Source organism: Dyella subtropica (assembly GCF_026283965.1).
GTDB classification, from domain to species: Bacteria; Pseudomonadota; Gammaproteobacteria; order Xanthomonadales; family Rhodanobacteraceae; genus Dyella_D; species Dyella_D subtropica.
On record NZ_JAPDPD010000006.1, the window covers coordinates 23,310 to 43,516 of the forward strand.

Sequence of the window (20,207 nt, forward strand, 5' to 3'; positions counted from 1 at the left end):
ACGCCGTGCAAGCCTGATCAGACTTGCCGTGGAACTCTATGACCGAAGCGAGTTGCGGAGCGCATCGCGAATGACCGGGGCCCGTGCAACAAGCGATCCCCGCCACTCCAGCATCCTGTCCGACAATCGACAGCTCCGTCCGCCCGGCGTCGATAGCCACGACCCGGCCCGTCGACATTAGCGTTGGGGCGAATACGGAAAATTCAATAGGGGATGGCGAGCTGCTGGCCCGGCATAGCTTCCACGTTCATCGGATAAGCCGACAAGGAGAGAGGAGGGTCACAATAAATAATTCCATAGCTCGTACCATGCGGTCCAAATTCTGGAGCGAGCCATAGCATGTCATTAGAAGATAGGAATGAATGGTTGTTGCAGGGTATGAATATCCACCCTCTTTCAAGTCCGCAACTGGACATCTACCACGACCAATTGCTGAAGGGCGGCGCTCCGACCTATAACATCGGTGGATATCTAGATTTCTTTGGTGCGTTGAATGCCGAAAATTTTGAAAAGGCGTTTAATTTTGTCATTAAAATGCACGACTCTCTCAGAATCAGGCTGGTAGAGAGAGGGGGCGAAGTTCCTGGGCAATATATCGCGCAAGAAGTCTGGAGTTCGCTGCCATTTTTTGACTTTTCCGGTCGCGCGGCACCGCACGATGATGCGCAAACGTGGATTCGCGAAAATATCAACACCCCATTTGATCTGATAGGGCGCCCGCTTTTTCGATGCGCTCTGATAAAGCTTGCCAAAGATCGCTTTTATTGGTTCATTTGCGCTCACCACCTGGCCGCAGATGGTTGGTCGATGGATACGATCTTCCAATCTTTCGCAAAAATATATAGCGCCATGGAAAGGCAGGAAGAGCCTGGCCTTGAGGCGCCATCCTATACTAGGTTCATTGAGTCGGATAAAAGTTACCTAAAATCCAAGCAATTCGATAAAGACAGGAAGTATTGGCTTGGGAAATATAGTGATATCCCCGACCCGCTTCTGTCTCCACGGCATCAAGATCATTTAATAAACCAAGCGGCAGCCAGTGGCGAATGTCGATGGAGGCTTTCGCCTGCTTTGGATAAAAACATAAACGCGCTGGCCGCCAAGCATGAGTCGACACGATTCCAGGTCATGCTTGGCGTTCTTTATGCATTTTTCTTAAGGCTTGAGCAGCGCGATGAACTGACCATCGGGCTATCCGTACTGAACCGAAAGGATGCCGATTTCAGAAAAACATCCGGAATGTTCACGAACGTTGTGCCGATGAGGCTGCCATTCGATGCGAACGGATCTTTCATCGATCTGCTCAAGTTGATCGCTCCTTCGCTAAGACAGGACTATCGACACCAGCGATTTCCGATTGGCGAATTGAATAAGAGTCTCGGCTTATTCAAAAGCCATCGATCCCAGATTTATGACCTATCCATATCGTACGAAAACGGCGGGGGCGCATTGATCTTTGGGGACACCTCTGCTTTCGGTGTGAAGTGTACCAACGACTACGAGAGCACGCCCTTAAGGTTGTGCATCAGAGATGACCTGCATCGTAAAGAGACGACGATGTATTTCATCTTCAGCCGATCCTATTTCAATGATGAGGAGATCAAGGAGCTTCAGGACCGATTTACCTGTTTCACGGATGCGTTGTTGTCGAACCCGCACTGCCCGCTTGCGTCGCTGTCGATCGTCACCGCCAAGGAGATGGAACATTTCGCGTCCTGGAATGCAACCAACGTTGCCTTCCCTAGCGACACGTGCATCCACGAACTATTTCAGCGCCAGGTGGAGCAGCGACCGAACGCCGTAGCCGTTCTACAAGGTCGTGCATCGCTTACGTATTCCGAGCTCAACGCCCGAGCCAATCGTTTGGCTCATCACCTGATAGCGCTTGGAGTGCGCCCCGACGACCGCGTTGCCCTATGTGTCGAGCGCAGCCCGTCCATGATCGTTGGCTTGCTGGCCATCCTCAAGGCCGGCGGCGCCTATGTGCCGATGGATCCGGCTTATCCCGCCGAGCGCCTGACCTATGTGCTGCAGGATGCGCAACCTGCGCTCTTGCTGGCCGACAGGTCCGGTCGACTGGCTTTGGGGGCACTGTCCGCGCCACCGGCAACGCTTGATCTCGATAACGCCTCCTCGGAGTGGGCGGAATTACCTGCTCACAATCCTCGGGTCGGCGATCTGTGTTCGCAGCATCTCGCTTACGTTATCTACACTTCCGGCTCGACCGGACAGCCCAAGGGGGTGATGGTCGAGCATCGCAACGTCTGCCATCAGGTCGTCGCGCTACAGCAGGCATTTCGCCTGCGTGCCGAAGATCGCTTGCTGCAGTTTGCGTCGCTGGCGTTCGACATGTCGGTGGAGGAGGTCTTTCCCGCTTTGCTCACTGGCGCCACGCTCGTGCTGCGAACCGACGAGTGGCTGAGCTCGCCTTCCGCGTTCGTCGCGTTCTGCGCCGAGCACCAACTGACGTCGCTCAATCTTCCCAGCACGTTCTGGGCCCAGCTGGCATTGGCGCAGCCCGAGCTTGAACTCCCACTCACGTTACGCCAGGTGAGCGTCGGAGGCGATGCGATGAGCCTATCGGCGGTCTCCGCGTGGCTAAGCCGAACCGGCCATCGACCTCAGCTCTTCAATGCTTATGGCCCCACGGAGGCGACCGTCAACGCGACCTTGCTACATGTAGAGCGGGCGCTTCAGGCGTCGTCGATCGGTCATCCGATCTCGAACACGCAGATTTACCTGCTCGACGCTCACCGCCAGCCGGTCCCGATCGGGGCTGTTGGCGAGTTGTATATCGGCGGTGCCGGTGTGGCCCGTGGCTACCTCAACCGCCCCGAGCTGACGGCTGAGCGTTTCCTGGTCGACCCCTTCTCCTCCAGCCCAGACGCACGCATGTATCGCACCGGCGACCTCGCTCGCTATCTGCCGGATGGCCATATCGAGTTCCTCGGCCGCAACGACAACCAGGTCAAGATCCGCGGCTTTCGCATCGAGCTCGGCGAGATCGAGGCCCGCCTCGCGAATCATCCCGCTGTAGGCGAGACCGTGGTGCTCGCCTTGGGCGAAGGACACGACAGGCGCCTGGTGGCCTACGTGGTTGCACAGCCCGATGCTGCCGGCGATTCATCGCTCGTCGGCGCCTGGCGCACCTATTTGTCCGCCGAGCTGCCGGACTACATGGTTCCTGCTGCCTTTGTCCGCCTCGATGCCTTTCCGCTTACCCCCAATGGCAAGCTGGATCGCAAGGCGCTGCCTGTTCCGGATGATCAGGCGTTTGCCCGCCGCAGCTACGAGCCACCTCTCGGCGAGGTCGAAATCGCGTTGGCCGCGCTGTGGCGTGAACTGCTCGGTATCGAACGGATCGGTCGCCATGATCATTTCTTCGAACTCGGCGGTCATTCGTTGATCGCCATTCGCCTGCTTGGCAGGGTTGGCCAGACATTCGACGCCGCGCTGCCGCTGGTCAGCTTGTTCAATCATCCAACGCTCGCCAGCTTGGCCAGCACGATCGACGCATCGCGCAAGAGCGGCGAGCGGCCAAAGCTGCCGCCGATTCTGCCTGTCGTTCGCGGCGAGACCGTACCGTTGTCATTCGCGCAACAACGGTTGTGGTTCATGGCTCAGCTCGACAACGCCAGCGCGACGTACCACGTCTCGCTGGTGCTGCGCCTGGACGGTGAACTGGATCATCGTGCGCTTCGCCGCAGCCTCGACCGCCTGCTCTCGCGCCACGAGGCCTTGCGCACCGTTTTCCGTTCGATCGATGGAGATCCGTACGCGACCTTGCTGCCCGCCAGCACGCCGTTCCCTCTCACCGAATACGACGCACGCGGAGCCGGCGATACGGACGCGCTGCTGGCTCACCATACCTACGAATATGCCCATGCGCCGTTCGATCTCGAACGCGGTCCATTGATTCGCGCAGGCCTGATCCGCTTGTCCGATCGGCAGCATGCGCTGTTGCTCAGCATGCACCATATCGTCTCGGATGGCTGGTCCATCAACCTGCTGGCGCGGGAGATCAGTGCGCTGTATGTGGCGTTTTCGCAGCAGCGCCCTGATCCCTTGCCGCCTCTGCCCGTCCAATATCCCGACTATGCCAGCTGGCAGCGCACGGCACTGACGAGCGAGCGGCTGCAAAACCAGACTGATTATTGGCGAAACGTGTTGGGCGGCGCGCCCGAACTGCTGAACCTGCCGACCGACAGGCCGCGCCCTCCGCGCCAGTCGTTCGCCGGTGCCGTGGTTCCGGTGCAGATCGATCCCTCACTGACGCTACATCTCAAGCATCTTTGCCATCAGCACGGGGTTAGTCTGTTCATGCTGCTCACGGCCGCCTGGGCGAGCGTGCTGGCGCGTTTGTCCGGCCAGGACGATGTGCTGATCGGTACGCTCTCGGCCAACCGCGAACAACGCGAGACCGAACAGCTGATCGGATTCTTCGTCAGCACGCTGGCTTTGCGCCTCGACCTGTCTGGCGAGCCGGACATCGCCGAGTTGCTGGCTCGGGTACGTCAAACGATATTGTCCGCTCAGGAAAATCAGTACCTGCCTTTCGAGCAGGTCGTGGAGATTGCGCGTCCTTCACGGCGGCTGGACCATTCGCCGTTGTTTCAGGTGCTGTTCGCTTGGCAAAGCAATGACAAGAGCACGTTCGATCTGCCGGGCATCGAGGTCGTGCAGGCCGATATGTCGCTGGATTCGATCCGCTACGACCTGGAGCTGCACCTGTACGAGAAGGGCGACACGGTCGTCGGGGGCTTGGGCTACTCCACGGCTTTGTTCGACCAGGCGTCGATCGAACGGCATCGCGGTTACCTGATGGCGATGCTCGATGCGATGGTGGCCAATCCAGGGTTGCTGCCTGAGCAGGTGCCTCTAGTAGGACCTGACGAACAGGCGCTGCTGGCGCGCTGGAACGACACCGCGGCGGCCTATCCTCAAGATGATGGCATTCATCGATTATTCGAGCGACAGGCCGAACGTTTGCCGCAGGCTATCGCGCTGATCCATGGCGAGCAGCAGCTGACCTATGCCGAATTGAACACCCAGGCCAATCAGTGGGCACATCATTTGCGTGCGCTTGGTATCGGTGCGGATGGATGTGTCGATCAACGCGTCGCGCTATGCGCGGAGCGTGGCTTTGGGATGGTGACTGGCCTGCTGGCTATCCTCAAGGCAGGTGCCTGTTACGTACCGCTGGACCCTTCCTATCCGAGCGAACGGTTGCTGCAGATCCTGGCCGAAGCCGGCACCAATTTAGTGCTCTGCGACGCCGCCGGGCGCCATGCCCTCGGCCCGCAGTCGCTTACTCAGCACCATGTGCTTGACCTGGATGCGTTGCCGAAGCACTGCAGCACGCTTCCGAAAGACGACTTGGCGTCGCCCCATGATTCGACGCCGGACCATCTTGCTTACGTCATCTATACCTCCGGCTCCACCGGCACGCCGAAGGGCGTGGCCATGCCTCACCGGCCGTTGCTCAATCTTGTCCACTGGCAACGGAGGGAGACCGAACGAGCCGGCATGCCCGCACCGCGTACCTTGCAGTTTGCCGCGCTGGGATTCGACGTGGCCTTCCAGGAGATTTTCACCAGCCTTTGCGTGGGCGCGTCATTGGTTCTCGTCGACTCTCAAACGCGTATGCAGTTCGACCGGTTGATCGAGGTGCTGCGCCGGCAACGCGTGCAGCGGATGTTCCTTCCCTACATCGCCCTCCAAACACTGGCCGAGACAGTCGACGACCTGCCAGGCGACGCTCCTGACCTATTGCCCGATCTGCGCGAAATCATCGTCGCCGGAGAACAACTTCGCCTCACTCCGCAGATCCAGCGCCTTTTCAAGCGGCTGCCGGCCTGTTGTCTGCACAACCACTATGGGCCTACCGAGACCCATGTGGTCACCGCGCAGGCATTGTCGCCCGAGGCCATTGCTGACTCGCCAAGTCACGTGCCCATCGGCCGCCCCATCGCCAATTCCCGCGCCTATGTGCTCGACCGATATGGCTTGCCTGTCCCGCTGGGAGCCGTTGGCGAATTGCATATAGGCGGCGTCGGCATCGCGCGCGGCTATCTTGGTCGAGCCGAGCTCACGGCCGAGCGCTTCCTCGACGATCCGTTCGGCACGCACGTCGACGCGCGCATGTATCGCACGGGCGACCTGGCGCGGTATCTGCCAGACGGTCGGTTGGTATTCCTGGGCCGCAACGATCATCAGGTCAAAGTTCGAGGTTTTCGCATCGAGCTCGGAGAGATCGAGGCGCGCCTTGCCGAGCACGCGAGCCTGCGCGAATGCGCCATCGTCGCCCGCAACGATGCACGGGGCGAAGTACAGCTGGTCGCTTACGTGGTTCCGCTGGGTCGTTCCGATGATTTGCCGGCAACGCTGCATGCGTATCTTGGCAGTGTGTTTCCCGCATACATGGTGCCGGCCGCGTTCGTGACACTGGATACGATCCCCTTGACCGCGCACGGCAAGCTGGATCGCCACGCCCTACCTGCTCCGGATGAGCAGGCCTTTGCCCGTGCCCTCTACGAACCGCCGCAGGGCAAGGTCGAGATGGAACTGGCCAGGTTATGGCAGACCCTGCTTGGCGTAACGCAAGTCAGTCGGCACGATCATTTCTTTGAACTCGGCGGGCACTCGCTGATTGCCGTGCGGCTGCTCAGCCGAATCGCGCAAACTTTCAACGTCGAGCTACCACTGGCGACGCTGTTTGCGCAGCCTGTCCTGAGTCGCCTGGCCGAAGCGCTGATCGAACATCGCAGACCAGGCAGCGATGCGGGCTTGCCGGCCGTTCCGGTGATTGCCCGAGACGGCGTGCTGGCGCTCTCCTTCGCGCAGCAGCGGTTGTGGTTCCTCGCACAACTCGATGGCGTGAGCGCGACCTATCACCTGCCGATGGCCCTGCGCCTGCATGGCGCATTGGATGTGACCGCACTGCGCCGCAGCCTCGACCAGTTGTTCGCACGCCACGAGGGCTTGCGCACAGTGTTTGTCACCGTCAACGGCAAGCCGCAGGTCGAGCTGCTGCCGGCCGACCAAGGCGTGCCGTGGATCGAACACGATGTGTGCGGATCGATCGATGCGCCTGCCGAGCTGGCACGTATCGTCGAGGAAGAAGCCAGCACGACCTTCGACCTCGCCGCTGGACCGCTGATCCGTGCGCGCCTGATCCGCGTTGACGAACAGGAACATGTCTTCCTGCTCACGCAGCACCATATCGTTTCCGATGGCTGGTCCATCGGCGTGCTGACGAACGAATTGAGCACGCTGTACGCCGCCTTCCTTGACGGGCTTGCCGATCCGTTGCCGCCACTGGACATCCAGTATCCCGACTATGCCGCCTGGCAACGCCAGTGGCTCGCGGGCGAACGCCTGCACGCGCAAGTCGACTACTGGCGTCGCACGCTAGGTGATGCGCCTACCTTGCTGGCCTTGCCCACCGACCGGCCGCGTCCGCCGCAGCAGCGCTTTGAAGGCCAATTCCTGCCGGTGATACTGGATGCCGAACTGACCCAGGACCTGAAGCGACTCAGCCAGCAACATGGCACCACCTTGTTCATGACGTTGATGTCCGCATGGGCGATCGTGCTTGCGCGCTTGTCCGGCCAGGACGACTTGGTGATCGGCACGCCTATCGCCGGCCGTGGCCGTCAGGAGATCGAGCCGCTGATTGGCTTCTTCGTCAACACGCTGGCTTTGCGCATCGACATGTCCGGAGCGCCCAAGGTGAGCGACCTGCTTGCTCGCGTTCGCCAGCTCGCGCTGGATGCGCAAGCCCACGCGGACCTGCCGTTCGAACAGGTCGTAGACCTCGTACAGCCGCCGCGGCGCATGGATCACACGCCGCTGTTCCAGGTGCTGTTTGCGTGGCAGAACAACGACGAAGGCGTATTCGCTCTGCCGGGGTTGCGCGTGGAAGCGGAACCGGAAACGTTCGGTTGGGTGAAGTTCGACCTGGAGCTGGCCTTCGGTGAAGCCGACGGCACCATCCAGGGCGGATTCAACTACACCACGGCGTTGTTCGACCAGGCCACGATCGAGCGTCATCGCGACTACCTGATCGCGGTGCTCAAGGCGATGGTCGCCGATGCACGGCAGCCCATCGCACGGATTGACCTGTTGGCGGCCGAGGAACGCCGTTTGCTGCTCGACACCTGGAACCAGACGGAGGCCAGTTATCCAACCGAGCTGTGTCTACATCAACTGTTCGAGCAACGCGTCCGCGAAGCGCCTGATGCCATTGCTGTGGTGCATGACGGGCAGTCGCTGAGCTATGGCCAACTCAATGTGCGGGCGAACCGTTTGGCGCATCGTTTGCGGGCCTTGGGTGTGAGGCCGGATGACCGAGTAGCGCTTTATGTGCAGCGTAGCCTCGAGCTGATCGTGGGCATGCTGGCCACGATCAAGGCCGGCGGCGCTTATGTGCCGCTGGACCCGACTTATCCCGTTGAGCGCCTGGCGCACATGCTCAGGGATAGCGCACCGGTCGCCGTGCTTTGTCATGGGACGGCATCGGCCAGCTTGGCGCCTTATGTGGGAGCCAACGTGCCGATGCTGGACCTGCAAGCGGATAGCGAAAGCTGGAGCTCGATGCCGGCCTGCAATCTCGACGCTACAAGCGTGGGCGTCGGTGCGCGACATTTGGCCTATGTGATCTATACCTCGGGTTCCACCGGTTTGCCTAAGGGGGTGATGATCGAACACGCCAGCGTGGTCAACGAGGTCAGCGCGTTGAAGGATCATCTCGATCTGCGCGCCACGGATCGGGTACTGCAATTTGCCAATCTTTCCTTTGATACATCGGTCGAAGAAATCTTCGCAAGCTTGACCAGCGGTGCTGCCCTGGTCTTGCGCACCGACGAGTGGCTGACAGAAGCCGGAGCGTTCTGGGCGCTGTGTGAGGCGTATCAAATCAGCGTTGTGGATCTACCCGCGCAGTTCTGGGGGCAACTGGCCCTGGCACGCTTCGCTGTACCGTCCGGTGTGCGCTGGGTGGTGAGCGGCGGTGAAGCAATGAGCGAGCAGACAATCCAGGCGTGGGCTTCCGGCAGCGGCCATCGTCCACGCCTGTTGAACACCTACGGGCCGACGGAAACGACGATCGGTGTCACCGCGCATGAAGTGACGGCGCGACCTGGTGAGGGCCGGGTGATCGGGCGTCCGATGGCCAACACGCGGATGTACGTGCTCGACGACATGTTGCGTCCGGTGCCGCAGTGTGTAGCCGGCGAGCTGTATATCGGCGGCGTGCAAGTAGCACGCGGCTATCTCCATCGTCCGGATCTGACGCAGGAACGGTTTCTCACCGATCCGTTTCGTCCGGGCGGGCGGCTGTACAAGACCGGCGACTTGGCGCGTTGGCAGGCGGACGGCACGTTGGAATATCTTGGCCGCAACGACTTCCAGGTGAAGATTCGAGGCTTTCGCATCGAACTGGGCGAGATCGAGGCGCAGCTGGCGAAGGTGCCGGCGGTGCGCGACCTCGTGGTGCTCGCACGCAACACTGCATTGGGCGAAAAGCAGCTGGTGGCGTATTACACCGGTGATGCATCGGTGCCGGCCCTGCGCGAGCAGGCGGTGCAACAGTTGCCGGCATACATGGTGCCGGCCGCGTACGTGCAACTGGATGCTTTGCCGCTGACGCCGAACGGCAAGTTGGACCACAAGGCGTTGCCGACACCGGACGACGCCTCGTATGCGCATAGCACCTACGAAACCCCGCAAGGCGAGTGCGAGGAAATTCTGGCACGCCTTTGGGCGGAGCTACTGGACGTCGAGCGTGTGAGCCGCCACGACAATTTCTTCGAACTCGGCGGCCATTCGTTGCTAGTCGTGCAATTGGCGGCACGCATGCGCGAGATCTTCGAGAGGGAAGTGGCGGTACGCGACGTGTTCCGCTGCCCGGTATTGAAAGATATGGCGAACCTCGTTTCTTCCACTGAGGCCGCTCCGCCGAGCGCGCTCGATCTCAATGCGGAACTCGTACTCGACGAAGCCATTCGCGCCTCCGCGCCTACTCAACACGGCACTCGGCCGGCGCATATCTTGTTGACCGGCGCCTCGGGTTTCCTCGGCGCTTTCTTGCTGTCGTCCTTGCTGAAGCGTACCCGCGCGACCGTCCATTGCCTGATCCGCTGCACCGACGCGGCAGAAGGCCGGTCCAGGCTCGACGCGAATATGCGCCTGCTCGGGCTGGCTGACTATGACCACTCACGCGTGTCGGTGATTGCGGGTGATCTTGCCCAGCCTCAGCTTGGTTTGAACGATGACCGCTTCAATCACCTCGCCAGCCTGATCGAAGTGATCTATCACAACGGCGCCTGGGTAAATTCGCTACACACCTACGCGAGCTTGAAAGCCGCCAATGTGCTTGGCACCCAGGAAATCCTGCGCCTGGCCGGCCAGGGGGCGCCCAAACACATCCACTACGTTTCCACCCTGAGCACGATCCCTCCGATGGAATCGGCGAGTCCCGATATCACCACCGAAGCGCAATTGATCGAACATTGGCCCGGCCTGCCTTCCGGCTACGCGCAAAGCAAATGGGTGGCCGAGCGCCTGCTGCGCATCGGCGGCGAGCGAGGCATTCCTTTCACTATCTACCGGCCGACGCATATCGCGGGCGCAAGCAGCAACGGCGCGAGCAACGCCAGCGATACCTGGAGCCTGTTCGTGGATGCCTGCCTGATACTCGAACGGGTACCGAACATCGAAACCAGCATCAACTCCCTACCGGTCGACTACATGAGTGACTGCATCGTGGAGCTATCGCTGCGGAAGGATATGCACGGTAAAAGCCTCAACCTGGCCAGCCCGCAGTCGTTCATGCTGAGCGAGCTGACCCGGCAGATAGCGGCCATCGAAGAGCTGGCCGTCGAAACTATCGATTACCGTCAATGGCGACAGCTGTGTAGTGAGCATCCAGCGACCCGACGATTGGCGTCGGTCATGCCGGCCGAACTTTCGGCACATTCGACTGGACAGCCGGCATCTTCCCGGATCGAACTGAGCAATGCCGTGATCGAACTCTCCGGCGAAGGCATGCTCTATCCGCCAATGTCAGTCCATCTGCTACGGAAATTCGTAGATTGGCGCTATCGGCGATGTGTGCAACCCGCTTGAGCAGCGGCAGTTGCGTAGCCGGTACTGTGGAGTACCCGCAATGTCTTCGTTATTGGGGAATGATGGCGGTGACGAAGGGGCGTCTTAAGCCTGGTAGATCGAAGAGAACACACACCGGCCTAGCACCTCAGCGTGCTAAGGCCGGGCAAACTTGGCGAGAGTTACCAACATGCTTCTGAGGTGCCACCGCAGGCCTGGCGGGCGCGGCACGCGGCGAGTCATCGGAAAACCTTTTGCACCAGCGTGACCAGCACGCCAAGGATGCCCAGCACGGCGATCAGCTTGAAGTGGTCGATGTTTGCCAGCATGGATGCTTGCTGCGCAAGCATCTGCGCGACCTGTGCCGTCGCCATGGCAGCGGCCTGGCCTGCGTCGACGGTGCTGGCCAGTGCATCCTGCAGGCGCTGAACGGTCGCGGCGTAAATCGGGTTGTCGGGGTTCACCTGCGCGTTGAGCACGCCGTAGTGCACGGTGGTACGCCACTGCTGGCCCAGCGTGGCCAGGGTTACGCCCAGCGCGATACCGGCCTGCGAGAGCATGCTCTTCACTTGCTGGGCATTGGAGAATACCGACTCGTCATCTTCCATTTGCCGGAACGTCTGCATTGCGGTTACCGGCAGCACGGTCAGCACGAAGACGCTGTTCATCGCCAGCGCCGGAAGCACGTCGAGCCAGAGATTGGCCGAGGAAGTCTGGCCAGCCAATAGGGCGCCGAAAGTGGCCAGCCCGATAAAGCCTGTCACGATGTATTTACGCGGCGACGGGTATCGAGGCAGGATTTGCGACATGACCGCCCAGGTCACCACGGCAAAGCCCAGTCCCAGCGTCTGGAAGTATCCCGCCGTCTCCCATGAGTAACCCAGCGTTCGCTGCAACATCATCGGAACGATGTAGTTATTGGCGCCGAGCATGACGTAGGCAAACATGAAGAGCGCAAGGCCGGCCAGGTAGCGGGTATGCAGCATCTCGCGGACGTGCAGCAAGGGGTGGGCGCTATCGCGCTGCCGTTGGAAATAGATCATCAGCGCCAGAACGGCCGCGCCGATCGCCACGGCGAGTGAGGCGGTGTTGCTGTAGAAGTCGTAATACACGCGCTGCAGTGCGTAGAGCAGGACGAAGCTGCCGCCTGCAAGCAGCAGCTGAAGCCACGGATTCGATGCGGATCGCTGCTCCGGAATGGTGATGGGAGCGGCCGGTAAGGCGATGCTGCCCAGGGCGAAAGCAAGCAGGCCCAGCACGGCCAGCAGCCAATAAATGGCACTCCATGTTTCATGAGAGACCGCCAGCGAAGCCAGCCATGGCGCAGCGGCGGTGCTCAAGGCCAGGCCGGTTGCGAGAAACTTGATGCCGACAAGGCGCTTGGGGCCGGCAAGCCAGTGATGAATCATCATGCGGGCCGCGGTGAATAGGGGGCCGCCGCCCAGGGCCATCACGATGCGGCCGATCAGGAAGGACTGGAAGTCGTCGCTGGTTGCGCACAGGACCGAACCGATCACCGAGATCGCCGTGGCGCATTGGATGAAACGGTGTCCGCCGAGCCGTTCGACGAGCCAGCGTTGCATGGAGATCACCAGGATCGCCACGCTCGCATAGACCGCGGCGATAAGGCTGAAGTCTTCCGGGGTAATGCTCACCTCGCCCATGATCGGGCCGGCAGCGAAGGCGGTCATGCCCGATTGCAGGTACTCGATCGCAGTGAGCACAAAAATCGTGGCGTAGAGCAGGTGGCCTGGGCTACGCGGAATCATGGCGAGGTTCTCCTGGGTCACATCGGCCATCGCTACTGGTTGGCCGCGATGATCTTGTCGACCAGGGCATCCGCGCTGACCAGCTCGCGGGCGAATACATCGGTCTGGTAACCGTGCCCGGGCGAGCCAGGGGTGACTAATCGGCTTCCATCGCGCTTCCCGGTATCGACGTTGACCTTCATCGACAGGCCGAGCTGTAGCGGGTGCTGGGCGACTTGGCGCGGATCGAGCGCGATGCGGATCGGCACGCGTTGCACGATCTTGATCCAGTTGCCCGTTGCGTTCTGCGCAGGGAGCAGGGAGAAGGCGCTGCCGGTGCCGGCGTCCTGGCCCATCACGGTGCCTTGGTAGACGACGTCGCCGCCGTAGACGTCGGCGACCAGCGTGACGGGTTGGCCGATACGGATATGCCGCAGCTGGGATTCCTTGAAGTTGGCATTGACCCACAGATGATCCAGCGGCACGACCGACATCAGCGACATACCCGGATTGATCTTTTGGCCCACCTGCACGCTGCGCTTGGTCACCACGCCCGTCACCGGCGCAGGGACGGCCGTACGGTAGGCGGCGACATAAGCGTCCCGTACCTGCGACGCCGCAGCGAGCACATCGGGGTGGGAGGCGATCGAGGTCCGGTCGATCAGGGCCTGGCTGCCGGCTAACTGCTGGCTGGCAACGCCTAGTCCCGCGGTGGCCGCGCGAACCGCTTCCTCGGCGTGCTTGACCTCTTCGCCGGAGATGGCGCCGCTGGCCACGAGTTCCTGCCGGCGGATCAGGTCCGCCTTGGCTTTGGCGAGCTCGACCTCGCGCAGCTCCAGGTTGGCGCGCGTCTGTCCCGCCGTAGCGTATTGAGCGCGCACCTGTCGCACGGTTCGAGCGAGCTGGGCTTCGGCCCTGGACAGGGCGAGTTCGGCGTCGACATCGTCCAGCTTGACCAGGATCGTCCCGGCATGGACGAAGTCGGTGTTGTCCGCGCCGATGGCCGTCACGACGCCATTGACCTGGGACGTCACCGAGACCACGTTGCCGTCCACGTAGGCATCCTCGGTGGATTCCCGATACTGTCCCGCGGTTGCCCAGTAGATGGCAGCGCCGATAACGCCCAGAGCCAGCACAGCGGCACCCGCGGCTTGCTGCCAGCGCGAGCCGCGGATTGGGTTGGGGGCAATGGGACTCGGGCTTTCGCTGGCCGGTGCTTTGGCTACTACAGCATTCATGACTTGGCTCCGTCGGATGTCAGGATGGGTTGACGCTGCCTGGATCCGGCACGCCATGGTGCATACCCGCCGCCAAGCGCTCGTATGAGGTTCAGTCGCAGTTCGCGCTGACGTGTCTGCGACTCGATGGCCAGCCGCTTCTGCGCGAGCACCTGGCTTTCGGCCGAGAGCACTTGCAGATAGTTCGCGAGCCCGCTGCGATAGCGATTCGTGGCAAGGTCGTAGGCGTGCTGGGTCAGGCGGAGCGCGTCATCCTGTTCCTGGATTTCCTGCTCCAGCCAATGCAGCGATACCAGCTGATCGACCACGTCGTGGATGGCGGCGATGACGGTGGCGTTGTATTTCTCCACGGCCGCGTCGTATTCGGCTTGATGCGCACCCAAGTTGCTGCGCAGGCGACCGCCCTCAAAAATAGGCAGCGAAATGGCCGGGCCGATGCCCAATACTCGACTGCCGCCGGACAGGAACTCACTGAGCCCAAGGCTCTGCGATCCGACGAACGCGTTGAGGCTGACATTGGGATAGAACTGCGCCTTGGCGACCGTGATGTCCTGCCGGGCCGCTTCCACTCGCCAGCGTTCGGCGACGACATCTGGTCGGCGTCCGATCAGCTCGGCGGGCAGGTTGGTCGGCAAGGCGACCGGGCCTACCTGCGCCAGGTGCGGCCGCTGAATGGTCAATCCTGCGTCCGGCGCTTTTCCTTCCAGCGATGCGATCTGGTTATTGATCAGGGCGATCGACTCGTGGATCGATGCGATGCGCTCGCGTATCTCGGGCAACGCAGCTTCAGCCTGGGTCAGCTCCAGTTGGGAATCGATTTGCGCGGCCACGCGCTGGCGGGTCAGCTCCAGCGTTTTTTCGCGCTGCGCCAAGGTGTCTTGCGCGAGATCCAGCTGCGCGTACGCCAGATCCAGCCGCAGGTAGGTTCTGGCCAGCGTGGTCGTGAGAATCAGGCGTGCTGCCTGAAGGTCGACCTCGGTAGCGCTGGCCCGATCGAGCGCGGCATCGACCGCCGCGTGATTCTTGCCCCAGAAGTCGAGTTCGTAGTTCACGCCCAGCGAAGCGTCGTTGACCGAATCCCAGGTGCCGGCGATGGGCCTGGGCACCAGCGCGTGTTCGCCAAAGCGCTGCCGAGTGCTCTTCAGGCTGCCGTTGATCTGGGGGTAGAGCGTCGACTTGACGATGCCGGCTACGGCTTCGGCCTCTCGCACTCTGGCCTCGGCGATACGCAGGCTGGGTTGTCCGCGCAAGGCCTCGCTCATCAGCCGGTCGAGCTGGTCGTCGCCAACGTCCGCCCACCACGCATCCCTCGGCCAGGTCGCCGCCGAAAGCGTGGTGGAGGACAGGCTTTCGGCGACAACCAGTTGATCGGCGTCGATCGGTTTCGCGCGGGTAGGTTGGCCGCCCGAACTGGCGCAAGCCGCCAGCGTAGTGATGATGAGCGCCGACAGCGCACGCCGGCTGAATCGCGCGGCGGAGGGCGGGTGTTGAACAGGATGGAACATCGTGGCGACCCTTAGGCTTGCGTGGACATAACGACTGGATACCAAGGGCGTCGCTCCCCTAGTGACTGACGACTTTCGGCAAGAGCGCGCCTTGCATGGACACGGCCGGCAGCGGGAGCTTGATCGGTTCGCTTCCCCGCGATGGCCCACACGAGCCGTTGGGCCGGCTTGATTGCGCCGGCATGCTTCGAGACCAGATGATGGGCATGCGGCGGCTCGTACCAGCTTTCGCCTTGCGTACAAAACACCATCCCGCCGAGGAGACCGCAGTGCAGCGTCCGACTCGCGTTGGTCGGTTGTATTGACGCAGCCCTGTCTTTAACCCGGAGATGCCCCTCTCCGGATGAAAGACAGGAGCATGCAGAACATCACGCGGGCGTCATTGCATATGTTGGCCACCGTTGATCGCAATATTCGCCCCCGTGATGAAAGTGGCCTCATCCCGGCATAAATAAGCGATCAGTCCCGCAACCTCTTCTGGCTTACCCAGCCGACCCATCGGGATTTGCGGCAGGATCTTCGTCGCCAATAGATCAGGCGGAATCGTCGCGACCATCTTGGTGTCCAGGTAGCCAGGCGAAACGGTATTGACCGTCACGCCCTTCCTGGCGACCTCAAGCGCCAGTGCTTTCGTGAAGCCATGCATGCCGGCTTTAGCGGCGGCGTAGTTGGCTTGCCCGAATGCGCCCTTCGAGCCGTTGACCGAAGAGATGTTGATAATTCGCCCCCACCCGCGCGCGACCATGGCATCGCAAACCGGCTTGGTCATATGGAAGACCGAGTCAAGATTGGTGCTCAATACGGCATCCCATTCCGCCTTGCTCATTTTTCCGAAAGCCGCATCACGCGTAATGCCGGCGTTGTTTACCAGGATATCGACGGAGCCCATGTCCATCTGAATGCGCGCGATACATTCCTGACAGCTTTCGTAGTCGGTCACATCGACGCCATAGGCAACAAAGTTCCGGCCGTGAACTTTCATTGCCTCTAGCCAGTCGCTTGCACCTGTGTTGGACGGCGAATGGGCAACAGCCACCGTGTGACCTTCATCATGAAGCTTGATGCTGATCGCCTCGCCCAGCCCGCCCATGCCCCCAGTGATCAAAGCAACCCTCTTGGTCATCACTTCGTCTTTCTCTCGTTCTTGAACTCACTGCGCCCGAGGGCGAGCGGAGGCGTGTGCATCCTCAGTCTCCGAAGCGTGCGCAGCCGGTTGCGTGAACATGTGTCGCCAGTTAGCGCTGAGCGGCTCCCAAGTCAGGCTCGCCGCATCGACCCATGGCCTATAGGCGTGCGCGACCCACGGGTGATCGGCGAGACTGTTCATCGAATCCGCACAACTGGCCTGCCACTCGCGTGCAGCGAGGCGCAAATCATCGACAGCCGTGGATTGACTGTTTTGCATCTCGGCTACAACGGCCTGCCAGAAATGGGTGAACTGAGCGATCGGTTCGTGCATCAGTTCGGCTTGTAGCGGCATCAGCGCCGACAGATTCCGGTTGGCAGCGAGCGTCGCGGCAGCCTTCCGAGTCGATGCCGTGTAGTCCTTAGCCGCTTTCATGGCAAGCGCTTGGGTTCGATCCAGCTTCTCCAACCACAGGTTGGCGATGCTAACGCCGAGATTGACGTTGACTGGATAGATGCCGAACAGGGCATTTGGGTCATACAACATAGCGGGTCCTTATCCTTATAGTTGTCCACCGGCCGCGAGGGCAGCCATGGAGTGCGGCATGGTGAAGTCGAAACATCGACCCGGCTTGTTACGTGGAACTATCTAACTTCGCCTTCGGTTTGACGCGGTGAACGTCATGCGTGACGAAGCCGGCGTCGTTGTCCGGCAGCTCCAGCCACGATCCGTTGGCGAGCGTGCGTCGGATATCATTCAATCCCGCCGCCCAGTGGCTGTTCATCGTTGATGAGCCGAACTGATAATCCTTGTAGTCTTGCTCGAACGTTTGCTGCTGATAGATCAGGTGCTGCACGTTGTACCGTTTCCCGCACGAGAGTTCGTCTGCGAGACTGAACAATGGATCATCCTTGCGCATCGCCTCCGGCACCCTTTCGAGCACCCTGCGCAACACGTTCCGATAGCGCTGCTCGCCTTGCAGCGCATCGGTGACAAAGCGTGTGCGGCTGGAATACTGGATGTCCTTGGTGCGTTGGGCGACATTCGCCAAGTTGTCCGGCATCGGCCCGTGCGCGCTCCACAGGTCGATTTGGAATGCCAGCGTGTCGCGGCGCGGCGAAGCGCGCAGCACTTCCTGTAACGGCGTGTTCGATACGATACCGCCGTCCCAAAAGAACTCGCCATCGATCTCGACCGGCGCGAAAGCGGGCGGCAATGCGCCAGAGGCCATGAAGTGCTCTGCACGCAGCGTGGTGCGGTTGGTATCGAAATACGAGAAGTTGCCGGTTGCAACATTCACCGCGCCCACCGACACGCGTGTTTCGCCCGCGTTGATTCGGTCGAAATCGCAAAACCGTTCCAGCGTGGCCTTAAGTGGCGACATGTCATACCAGCTCTTCGCGCCAGATGCGCCCGCGAGCCACGGCACCGGGATGGGAAAGCGCGGATGAAAGAAGCCGAATTGTCCCTGCATAGCAGCGCTGGCGGCCTGGAAAAACGAAAGTGCCGTGCGCGTGACCTCGGAGCCGTTGAACAGCGCATGCTCAAAGGCACGCGGCAGCGTTGGCGTGATCGCGGGCGCGCAGATGGCGTTCCAGAACTGGCGCAATCGCTCGACGCGTACCTCAGGTGCATTGCCGGCGATGACCGCCGCATTGAGGGCGCCGATCGAAATGCCGGCGATCCAATCGAGGGATATATCCGCTTCGTGCAGCCCCTCGTAAACACCCGCTTGATAAGCGCCCAGTGCACCTCCGCCCTGCAACACGAGTGCAATCGTTTCGTAGGGCGGCATCCGCATCCGCTCTTCGCCAGACAGCGTCGTCGGTCCGCCGCTGGTCGGGCCATCCGTCGGACGACGGACCTTCGTGCGAGGCTTCATTGCATATACCAGCCGTGGCTGACAATGAACGACTGGCCGGTTAGCGCGGCCGTCGGGAAGGTGCACAGGAACAGCACCGTCTGCGCAACGTCGTCGACCGTGGTAAATGTGCCATCCACGGTACGACCCAGCATCACGCGGTTGACCACTTCCTCTTCGCTGATGCCGAGCTTGGCGGCCTGCTGCGGAATCTGCTGGTCAATGAGCGGCGTACGCACGAAGCCCGGACAGACCACATGTGATCTTACGTTCTTCTGCGCGCCTTCCTTGGCCAGCACGCGCGCGAGGCCGAGCAGCGCATGCTTCGCGGCGACGTAGGCGCATTTGAGCAGCGATGCCTCATGCGAATGGACGGATCCCATATAGATCACCACTCCGCCGCGGTCGTCCTTGTACATGTGCTTCAAGGCCGCCTTGGTCGTCAGGAATGCACCGTCTACATGAATCGCCTGCATCTTCTTCCAGTCGGAGAACGCATAGGTTTCGATCGGACTGACGATCTGGATGCCGGCATTCGACACCAGGATATCGATCGGGCCGAATTCGGCGGCCACTTTGTCGATGCCCTGATTGACCGCCTCTTCGCTGGTGACGTCCATGGCTACACCCATGGCCTTGCCACCCAACTTCTCGATTTGATCGGCGACGGCTTGCGCCCCCGCGAAATTCAAGTCGGCAATGCCAACGGCGGCGCCTTGCGCTGCCAACGTCATCGCGATTTCCTTGCCAATGCCGCTTGCGGCCCCGGTCACAACGGCCGTCTTGCCAATCAGTGTTGTCATGCTTCGGTTATCCGAGAAAGAGAATGGGCTCAACGGTGGCTTGCAAGGTAGTCGTGGACGACCTCGCCAAGCCCCAGGGTGAGATTTGCGATCAAGTGGCGCGTCTCGACGATCTCGAGCACCGGAAGGTCGGCGACCGGCGCGAGCGCATGCGGCGACAGTTGGAGCGAGGACGGTCCCGTCCATGCGCCTTTCATGACGATATCCTGCAAGTGATAGCGCACGAGTTCGCAGACACGTGGCGAGCCATCCACATGGGGAACGATCTTCAATAGATAGTTGGGGCCGGCAAGCCGCCGCGTTTGTTCTGCAACGTCCAGTTCGCGGTGCTTGTAGCCCATGGTGGCCGTGGCGACGCGCACGGGGCCGTAATCGAGCGTGCCGACCAAGGTATCGGTGTGGACTTCGAGCGTCGGCTTTGCCAGCTTCTTTGGAAAGCCCCAGAGCTCCCGTCCACCGGCGATGGGCGGATGGTCGTCGAGATACATGGCCAGCGTGTAGCTACCCGGCTGTCCGTTGAAGGTGACCGGTATGACCTGACCGCTTTCCGTGTAGTCGCCGAAGCCGGTGGAATCCGGCATGCGAATGAATTCGTAGTGGACCAGTGGTTCGGTGATCGCTAGCGGCTCCGGAACAAGCTCGCGCAAGCGATCGAGATCAGTTCGGTAGGTGATGATGAGAAATTCGCGATCGTAGAATTTGTACGGTCCCATGGGAAAGGCGGGACTCGTCATTGGCATGGCGAAGGCTTTCAGTCGTACACGTTCTGCGCTCATCTAAGCTCCGGTGAAATGTTTCCGTGTAAGCTCGCGTTTCCTGT

General features: G+C 61.1%; 9 protein-coding genes. 1 reads left to right on the forward strand and 8 read right to left on the reverse strand.

The window, feature by feature from the left end:
• The first annotated feature begins 378 nt into the window (after positions 1–378).
• Positions 379–11,127 carry a non-ribosomal peptide synthetase gene (locus tag OUZ45_RS06430; RefSeq protein ID WP_266169116.1) on the forward strand — a complete coding sequence of 3,583 codons (10,749 nt, stop codon included), beginning with the start codon at positions 379–381 and terminating at the stop codon, positions 11,125–11,127.
• A 218-nt stretch (positions 11,128–11,345) separates the two neighbouring features.
• Here the strand turns inward: OUZ45_RS06430 and OUZ45_RS06435 are convergent, their stop codons facing one another.
• From OUZ45_RS06435 to OUZ45_RS06470, 8 genes are all read right to left on the reverse strand, one after another.
• Entirely contained in the window at positions 11,346–12,875 is a 1,530-nt protein-coding gene (locus tag OUZ45_RS06435) for an MFS transporter (RefSeq protein WP_266169117.1), read from the reverse strand.
• Positions 12,876–12,907: 32 nt separating this feature from the next.
• Positions 12,908–14,092, reverse strand: coding sequence for an HlyD/EmrA/EmrK family protein (locus OUZ45_RS06440; RefSeq protein WP_266169118.1), 1,185 nt, complete (start codon positions 14,090–14,092; stop codon positions 12,908–12,910).
• On the reverse strand, positions 14,089–15,597 hold the full coding sequence (locus tag OUZ45_RS06445) for an efflux transporter outer membrane subunit (protein WP_266169119.1): 1,509 nt from the start codon (positions 15,595–15,597) through the stop codon (positions 14,089–14,091). The genes OUZ45_RS06440 and OUZ45_RS06445 overlap by 4 nt, the downstream gene beginning before the upstream one ends.
• A gap of 379 nt (positions 15,598–15,976) precedes the next feature.
• The gene (gene phbB, locus OUZ45_RS06450) at positions 15,977–16,720 is read right to left on the reverse strand and encodes an acetoacetyl-CoA reductase (protein ID WP_266169120.1); all 744 of its coding nucleotides are present in this window, start codon (positions 16,718–16,720) and stop codon (positions 15,977–15,979) included.
• A gap of 27 nt (positions 16,721–16,747) precedes the next feature.
• Positions 16,748–17,269 (reverse strand): hypothetical protein, encoded by a 522-nt coding sequence (locus tag OUZ45_RS06455; protein ID WP_266169121.1) that lies wholly within the window; start codon positions 17,267–17,269, stop codon positions 16,748–16,750.
• 88 nt (positions 17,270–17,357) lie between these two features.
• Complete coding sequence (locus OUZ45_RS06460; RefSeq protein ID WP_266169122.1) at positions 17,358–18,671, reverse strand: patatin-like phospholipase family protein; 1,314 nt, start codon at positions 18,669–18,671, stop codon at positions 17,358–17,360.
• Complete coding sequence (locus tag OUZ45_RS06465) at positions 18,602–19,387, reverse strand: 3-hydroxybutyrate dehydrogenase (RefSeq protein ID WP_266169123.1); 786 nt, start codon at positions 19,385–19,387, stop codon at positions 18,602–18,604. The genes OUZ45_RS06460 and OUZ45_RS06465 overlap by 70 nt, the downstream gene beginning before the upstream one ends.
• 29 nt (positions 19,388–19,416) lie before the next feature.
• A complete protein-coding gene (locus OUZ45_RS06470; RefSeq protein ID WP_266169124.1) occupies positions 19,417–20,163 on the reverse strand; it encodes an acetoacetate decarboxylase in 747 nt (248 codons plus the stop codon).
• Between the last annotated feature and the right edge of the window lie 44 nt (positions 20,164–20,207).

Bases quoted from the DNA above. Each gene is read 5' to 3' on its own strand.
- OUZ45_RS06430 (WP_266169116.1), top strand. From the start codon at position 379: ATGAATATCCACCCTCTTTCAAGTCCGCAACTGGACATCTACCACGAC.
- OUZ45_RS06435 (WP_266169117.1), bottom strand. From the start codon at position 12,875: ATGATTCCGCGTAGCCCAGGCCACCTGCTCTACGCCACGATTTTTGTG.
- OUZ45_RS06440 (WP_266169118.1), bottom strand. From the start codon at position 14,092: ATGAATGCTGTAGTAGCCAAAGCACCGGCCAGCGAAAGCCCGAGTCCC.
- OUZ45_RS06445 (WP_266169119.1), bottom strand. From the start codon at position 15,597: ATGTTCCATCCTGTTCAACACCCGCCCTCCGCCGCGCGATTCAGCCGG.
- phbB (WP_266169120.1), bottom strand. From the start codon at position 16,720: ATGACCAAGAGGGTTGCTTTGATCACTGGGGGCATGGGCGGGCTGGGC.
- OUZ45_RS06455 (WP_266169121.1), bottom strand. From the start codon at position 17,269: ATGTTGTATGACCCAAATGCCCTGTTCGGCATCTATCCAGTCAACGTC.
- OUZ45_RS06465 (WP_266169123.1), bottom strand. From the start codon at position 19,387: ATGACAACACTGATTGGCAAGACGGCCGTTGTGACCGGGGCCGCAAGC.
- OUZ45_RS06470 (WP_266169124.1), bottom strand. From the start codon at position 20,163: ATGAGCGCAGAACGTGTACGACTGAAAGCCTTCGCCATGCCAATGACG.